This window comes from Caballeronia sp. AZ7_KS35 (genome assembly GCF_023631045.1).
GTDB classification, from domain to species: Bacteria; Pseudomonadota; Gammaproteobacteria; order Burkholderiales; family Burkholderiaceae; genus Caballeronia; species Caballeronia zhejiangensis.
Window position 1 is genome coordinate 1 of sequence record NZ_JALQDV010000050.1, and the last position, 7302, is coordinate 7302.

The window sequence follows — 7302 nt, forward strand, 5'->3', positions numbered from 1 at the left end:
GGCTCGAATCCGAGAACTTGATGAGGGCGAAGCGCATCTTCGCATAGCACTCACGGCCGGACACCTCGGCTCCTGGATCCTCGATCTTTCCAGCTACACGCTGACGGCATCGACGACTTGCAAAGCGATATTCGGCCGCTTGGAGACCGACAGCTTTACCTATGAAGAACTGATTGCAAGCACTCATCCCGAGGACCACGAGCGGGTGCGGGCAGCCATCGCGAAGAGCTCAGAAACCGGCTGCGATTATGCAATCGAGTATCGCAACGTGTGGCAGAACGGAACCGTGCACTGGGTCGAAGTCAGGGCGCGCGTCGTGCGCGACGACCGGATGGCCCGGCTCGTCGGCGTCTGCGCCGACGTCACGCTGCGCAAGACGTCGGAAGATCAGCTGCGCCGGGTGAACGAATTGCTCGAAGTCAAGGTGCTGGAGCGCACCGCGCAACTGGAAGACGCGCATCGAACGGTGCTCGAGGAAATACGGCAGCGGGAACACACCGAGAAGCTGTTGCGGCAGGTCCAGAAGCTCGAAATGATCGGCCAGTTGACGGGCGGCATCGCGCACGACTTCAACAATCTGCTCATGGCGATCATGGCGAACCTCGAACTCGTGCGAAAGGAAGTTCCGCCGGAAGAACGAATCGGCCGGTTGGTCGATGGCGCGCTGAAAGGCGCTCAGCGCGGCGCCGCGCTCACTCAACGGCTGCTCGCGTTCGCGCGACAGCAGGTCCTTAAGGTCGAGCCTGTCCAGATGTCTGCGCTGGTTCACGGCATGGCCGACCTTCTGGAGCGGTCGATTGGCTCTATGATCGAACTGGTCATCGATACGCCCCCAGACGTGCCGTTCACACGCGTCGATACAAATCAGGTTGAGCTCGCGATACTGAACCTTGTAGTCAATGCACGCGATGCGATGCCCGATGGCGGTGCAATCCACATCAGCGTCGATACCGCCCATTCTCCTGGCGATAGCGACCTGCGTGCCGGCGACTATGTGCGGGTGTCAGTGACGGACACAGGCACTGGCATGGACGCCGCGACACTCGCCAAAGCGACGGAACCCTTCTTCACGACCAAGGAAGTGGGAAAGGGCACGGGGCTTGGCCTGTCGATGATTCACGGTCTCGCGCGTCAGTTACAAGGGGCGCTTCGTCTAGAAAGCACGTATGGAAAGGGGACGTGTGCATCGCTCTGGCTTCCTGTCACGGGTCGCCCGGCTGCCGAGGAGCGTATCGCCGATGACCCGAAGGACGACGGTCCGGCGGACGCCAGCGAGCTGCGCGCCACCGTTCTAGTCGTCGATGATGACCCACTTATTTTGTCAAGCACATCTTATCTCCTGCAGGACCTTGGACATGAGGTGATCGAGGCTGCATCGGGCGAGGCCGCGCTCCAAGTCCTTCGCGCCGGCCAGAAAGTCGACGTTCTGCTCACTGATTACTCGATGCCGAAGATGACGGGCGTCGAATTGGCCACTGCGGCGCGAGCACTCAGGCCGATCCTGCCTGTCATACTCGCAACGGGCTACGCGGAATTGCCCGAGGGTGCTGGAGTGGATCTGCCGAGACTACGCAAACCGTATCAGCAAAGCCGGCTTCTGCAAGAGATCAGGAACGCGGTGAACAACTCAGTATCGCGCCAATCGGGGGCGCAGTAAGCTGTCCACCGCACGAGCCACCGAAGGGGCCGCCCTCCGGACACGCAACAGCCTTGACGGACGAACGATGTCTGCAGAGACGGTTGCCGCTTAACGCATATGGCTGCACGAATTTACTTTCTCACCGGTTCGTTAGCTGGTTGGCCGTTGTGCTAACTTCCGAACCGGCCAGGAGCAGTGGCTCGCCGTCGCTGCGACGCTGACATTTGACCGTCTCCTTCGCCCGGACATCGGCCATGTTTCGGTCGGCCGTGCGTGGGTCAGGCTCGCCACATCGGGGGACTTCAGTTGCCGGTGGCGGATTCCGACCGGGCGCTTCTGCGCAGGATATCGGCGGGTACGCCATACGTTCGGACGAACGCGCGACGCATCCGTTCACGGTCCGCGAAACCCGTTTCCTGCGCCACCACGTTAATCGTGTGGCGTCCTTGCTCGATCATGAATCTGGCTGCTTCCAGACGAAGCTGTTCGACAGCTTTGGCCGGTGACTGACCCGTCTCGGCGACGAACGCGCGGCTGAACTGGCGAGGACTCAAGTTCGCCACTTCCGCAAGCTCTTCGATGGTGAGCGGATTGCGCAGGTTGCGGCGAATGTGCGCGAGGACCAGTTCGATCCGATCGGATTTCGGCGTCATGTCCAGCAGTGCGGAATGCTGTAGCTGACCACCCAGTCGACGCTGGTTCATGACAAGCAGTCGGGCCACCATTTTTGCGGCGTCGGGGCCGAGATCGTTGTCGAGCAACGCCAGGGCGAGGTCGATTCCCGCTGTCATTCCCGCCGACGTCCAGAACGGACCGTCATTGACAAATATGCGGTCTTCTTCGGTGCGGACATTCGGAAAGCGCGCTCTGAATTCGGCCGCGTGAGCCCAATGCATGGTTGCGCGTCTGCCTTCCAGCAGTCCTGCCTCGGCGAGGACGAATGCGCCACTACAGATCGAGCTTATCCGTCTGGATACCTTGGCAGCCTCTCTGACGAATGCAACCACAGGCGCGTCGGAGGTCGGCATTTTCATTTCAGTGATCGAGCCCACGATGACCGTGTCGAATGCGGGATCGCCGAACACCTCCGTTTCCAGTGTCATGCCACCCGAAGAGACAACAGGACCACCGTGTTCGGACAGCAGATGGATCTCGTACCAAGGCCCTCTCGGCGGCATGTTTGCGATTTCGAACACCGTCAGAGCCGCGAGGCTCATCATCTGGCATCTTTTCGGCACTATGAAGCCAATCCGGTGCATATCTGACCTACCGTCTGCAATATGAACGTGGTGTGAATGAGCGCCGTCCGGGTCGAATGCCCAGATAGCGGACCGATGAATCTAAGTGGTGAGCTTACTGCTCCCGGGCGACGGATGTCATGAATGGTGGCAAAAACGACATGGATCGTAATGGCCCGTGACGTTAAGGTACAAGCACTTCTTATATCCGTCTCGCACCAGCGAAAGGAACCTCATCATGTCGAAAATCATCCGCGCCGCAGCTGTCCAGATTGAGCCTGTCCTCTATAGCCGTGAAGGCACCGTCGATAAAGTCGTCAAGAAAATTCTGGAACTCGGTAAACAGGGCGTCCAGTTCGCGACGTTTCCCGAGACTGTCGTTCCCTATTATCCGTACTTCTCGTTCATCGAATCGCCATTTGCAATGGGTGCCGAGCATTACAAGCTGCTTGAGCAGGCCGTGACGGTTCCGTCGGATACGACTCGCGCCATTGGCGAAGCGGCACGCCAGGCTGGAATGGTCGTGTCGATTGGAGTCAATGAACGCGACGGCGGCACGCTCTACAACACGCAACTCCTGTTCGATGCCGATGGCACGCTCGCACAGCGCCGCCGGAAGCTTTCGCCGACTTATCACGAGCGAATGGTCTGGGGAATGGGCGATGGCTCAGGCCTGCGCGCTGTCGATACGGCGGTGGGCCGGGTCGGCCAGCTAGCGTGCTGGGAGCACTACAACCCGCTCGCCCGCTACGCGCTGATGGCCGATGGTGAGGAAATCCATTCGGCCATGTATCCGGGTTCGTTCGCCGGCGATCTTTTCTCGGAGCAGATTTCCGTGAATATCCGCCAGCATGCGCTGGAGGCGGGTGCCTTCGTGGTAAACGCGACCGCCTGGCTGACGCCCGAACAGCAAGAGCGGATTCTGAAGGATACCAATACAACCCAGATTGGCCCGATCTCCAGCGGCTGTTTTACCGCCATCATTTCGCCGGAGGGCGAGTACATGGGTGGCGCGCCGCTGCGTGAAGGAGAGGGCGAGATCATCGCTGATCTGGATTTCTGGCAGATCGACAAGCGCAAACGCATGATGGACTCGCGTGGTCACTACAGCCGTCCCGATGTGCTTGGCCTCGTAATCGACCGCACACCGAAGCTGCACGTCATCAAGCGATCGGTGCGCGCGGTGGGTGAAGAGCCCGTCAGCGATCTGGAAGAGCTCGTCTGAAGTCGCGTGTGAAATCGCGAGATACCTTCGTCGAGTGCGCATCGCGCGAATGCGATGGGCCAGGCACATGAGATTCAACCAGGCCACTTCGTGCCAACAACGCAGGAGCAAGCAAAATGGACTTCAACGATGTCATGCTGGAGCGTAACGCCGAGTTCGCGAACACCGCGTTCGCGCCCGAACTGAAGATGATGCCGTCGACGGGAACGGTGGTTGTCGGTTGTGTCGACCCGCGCGTCGATCCCATCAATGTCCTGGGTTTGAAGCAGGGCGAGGCGGCCGTGATTCGCAATGTCGGTGGCCGGGTCAACAAAAACCTGCTAGAAACGCTGGCAGTCCTGAGCGTCGTCGCGAAAGCGGCAGGACGCCCGGATGGTGCGCGCAATCTCGTCCTGCTGCAGCACACCGATTGCGGGATCATCGGCTGTCACAAGCATGCGCCTGCGTTGCTCGCGAAGCATCTTGGCGTCGAGACAGACGCGCTCGATGAACTCGCTATCACGGAACCGTACGAGGCGGTAGGACTCGATGTCGCGGCACTCCGCGTGAACAAAGATCTTCCCGATAATCTGATCGTGTCCGGGCTGGTGTACGACGTCAAAACAGGTCTTATCAAGACCGTGGTACACCCCGCGCCTTTGCGTGAGACGGCAGACTGAGACTCGCTGGACATAGGAGTCGGAAGTTCGTCCGGCTTTTCGTGAACTCTCACCACTGTCCCACACGTCGACGAGCCTCTCGCGGCGCTCCGTGGCGAGCCCAAAGTCGATGACTCGTTGAAATTCGCTCACCGGTTCCGGCCGTTCTACTGCGGCGAAATCGGCTAACGCCTTTGCCGAGATCTGCACCTTCTTCGTCGATTCGGCTCAACCGGCTTGCTGAAGGTAGCGCGCTCGCACAAGCTGAACGTCGATGCCTAACCCCTCCCTCAGGAATCGCGCGGTGCTGCCCCATTCTTGCTCGATTGTCTGCAGTGATGCTTGCAGATAGCCCGAGCGCACCCGTAGCAGCGGCATCGCCACCTCGGGCGAGATACCAAGCGCCTCGACGCGAGCAAGCAACCCCTGGACGAGTCGCCAGTTCCAGCTGTTCGACTCGAGGTAGTCGGCCAGAATTGTGTCCGGTGCCACGTCAAGCGCAGACAGCAACAGGAAAGTGGCAAATCCAGCCCCGTCTTTGCCCGTGCTGCAGTGGTATAGCAACGCACGGCCCGTTTCCGCTTTTCTCATGAACTGGCCAAACGCAGACTGGTGCTTGATCGGGAAATCGCGGTACACCTGAAGCAGGAAATCGTCCATTTCCTGCCGGGTGGCGTTTTGCAGGCGCGTCACCAGTTCGTTCATAGTCATGCTGCCTTCCAGCACCGGCAATGCCACCCAGTTGAAAGCATGAGCAAATCCGCTTTCGTCGGTGGACTTTTCTTCGGGAGAGCGAAAGTCGATGACTTCGTCTAAGCCCAGCGCTTGGAGGCGCGCAATATCGGCGACGCTTGCCATCCCAGGATTGCCGCTGCGAAACAACCGACCCGCGCGCACACGTCGGCCGTCGCGGCTTTGCAGGCTGCGTATTTCGGCGAACGTGACCGCCGATTTCGGGAACGTGACCGTTTGACGCGGTCGGGCGTTGCGCGGTGTCAATTGTAGATTTCCTCGCTAGTTCTGGTCGAGTTCTGGTTCGAGCACGCCGGGTTTCGGAGATGGTTTTCGAAGAGATTCGCCCGTCAGTTTGATGCGGTGATGTCGCTGCATAAGGCGATCGAGCATTGCGTCGGCGATCGTCTCGTCGCCTATCCAGCCATGCCAGTGTTCGATTGGTAGCTGGCTGGTCACGATCGTGGCTTTGCCGGCAGATCGGTCGTCAATCATCTCGAGCAAATCGTTTCGGACCATCGCGTCGAGCGGAGCCATTCCCCAATCGTCCAGCAGAAGAACATCAACGCGAGCAACCTGCAGCAGCCATTTGGTGAAGCCGCCGTTGCCGTGGAGGACGCGCAGTTCCTCGCCGAGGCGCGGCACACGTAGGTACAACGCGGAGTGCCCGCGTCGGCAGGCATACTGCGCGAGGGCGCAAGCGAGCCATGATTTACCTGCGCCGGTTGGGCCGCTAATGAGCAGGCTGTATCCAGATTCGACCCAGTTGCCGAGAGCCAGGCTTGTGAGCGAACGCGGGTCCACGCCCGACCAGCGCGGGTGTCGAGATCTTCGATGGCGGCCTGCGGATACTTCAGGCGCGCTTGCTTGAGCAGTCGGGTGCGGCGACGATCATCGCGCCAACTCTTCGGCTTATCCTGCGGGCGATAAACGCGTGCAGGCAGAAATGAGGTGCCGTAGTGACGCGCGAAGTCCAGCACGGTGTCGCCGGCGCGAGGCTCATAGCGATCGGGATCGGCGATCATCGCGCGCGGGTTGTCCGGCACGCTTGCTTCCCGGTCGACCAGCAACGACAGGCGTTCCTCGAAGCTCAGAGCCGCGGTGCCGGGCTGCGTCAGCTGTTCTTCCAATCCGTCAGCGAACCCATCCAACTTCAGGGTGCGTAGTTGCGTCAAGGTTTGGTGCATCATCATGGCGGGTTCTCTTTATTGGTAGTAGCTGGGGCCACGGACATGCGCGTGACTCGGACTGACCCATTCGACAGGCGTGGTCGCTGCCGCGCGGTCGCGGTTGTTGATGAGGATGTCGCGCACGTGGCGGTAACGATGCACACCCAATTCGAGCGCCAACGCGCACGCCGCTTCGAGACGGTCGCGACCATAGCGACGTGAGAGCGAGAGCAAGCCGAGGCACGCCCGATAGCCGTGCTCGGGATGGCGCTGTTCCTGCAGAAGCCGCGCGACGAGCGCGCCGGTGGCGCCGCCAATCTGCTGACCCCAGTGGATAAGCCGCTGCGGAGTCCATTCGAGATGGGCGCGGTGTGCCGCCGGCATGTGCTCGACGACGGTGGTGTAGCCTCCCACACGATCGTTGCGGGCATGGCTGGCCACACGGCGACCGCGATGCAACAACTCGACGGCACCCGCTGTGATGCGCGCATCGAGCTTGAGTCCGACAAGCGCGTGGGGGACGCTGTAGCGATGTTTATCGATCTCGACGTGGTAGTCGAAGCCTTCTGTGGTCGACCACAGAAGGCTTCTTGTGTGGCGAAGCGAGTTCTGTGGTCTTGGCGCTGAGGAGCGGCGTTCAGCGGAGATCTGCGCAGTCTGA

6 protein-coding genes and 2 pseudogenes are annotated in these 7302 nt (G+C 60.4%); 3 read left to right on the top strand and 5 right to left on the bottom strand.

Features of this window, described 5'->3' with window-relative positions:
• On the top strand, positions 1–1657 hold a 1657-nt coding region (locus NCT05_RS31720; protein ID WP_250504015.1), incomplete at its 5' end, for a PAS domain-containing hybrid sensor histidine kinase/response regulator family protein.
• Between the two features lie 284 nt (positions 1658–1941).
• On the opposite strand, the gene NCT05_RS31725 is transcribed toward NCT05_RS31720, so the two are convergent.
• Positions 1942–2898, bottom strand: a complete 957-nt coding sequence (locus tag NCT05_RS31725; RefSeq protein ID WP_250504016.1) for a GlxA family transcriptional regulator — start codon at positions 2896–2898, stop codon at positions 1942–1944.
• A 217-nt stretch (positions 2899–3115) separates the two neighbouring features.
• Between NCT05_RS31725 and NCT05_RS31730 the strand changes: the two genes are divergently transcribed.
• Both NCT05_RS31730 and NCT05_RS31735 read left to right on the top strand, forming a co-directional pair.
• On the top strand, positions 3116–4102 hold the full coding sequence (locus NCT05_RS31730; RefSeq protein ID WP_250504017.1) for a nitrilase-related carbon-nitrogen hydrolase: 987 nt from the start codon (positions 3116–3118) through the stop codon (positions 4100–4102).
• Between the two features lie 116 nt (positions 4103–4218).
• Complete coding sequence (locus NCT05_RS31735; RefSeq protein WP_250504018.1) at positions 4219–4761, top strand: carbonic anhydrase; 543 nt, start codon at positions 4219–4221, stop codon at positions 4759–4761.
• Positions 4762–4968: 207 nt separating this feature from the next.
• Here the strand turns inward: NCT05_RS31735 and NCT05_RS31740 are convergent, their stop codons facing one another.
• From NCT05_RS31740 to NCT05_RS31755, 4 genes and pseudogenes are all read right to left on the bottom strand, one after another.
• Positions 4969–5739: a tyrosine-protein phosphatase gene (locus NCT05_RS31740; protein ID WP_250504019.1), complete on the bottom strand. Its 771-nt coding sequence runs from the start codon at positions 5737–5739 to the stop codon at positions 4969–4971.
• A gap of 15 nt (positions 5740–5754) precedes the next feature.
• A pseudogene (locus NCT05_RS31745) lies at positions 5755–6377 on the bottom strand (ATP-binding protein); the annotation flags it as partial.
• A gap of 144 nt (positions 6378–6521) precedes the next feature.
• A pseudogene (locus NCT05_RS37075) lies at positions 6522–6665 on the bottom strand (AAA family ATPase); the annotation flags it as partial.
• A 12-nt stretch (positions 6666–6677) separates the two neighbouring features.
• Positions 6678–7302, bottom strand: a 625-nt coding sequence (locus NCT05_RS31755; protein WP_502801810.1) for a Mu transposase domain-containing protein, incomplete at its 5' end; no start/stop codon positions are given.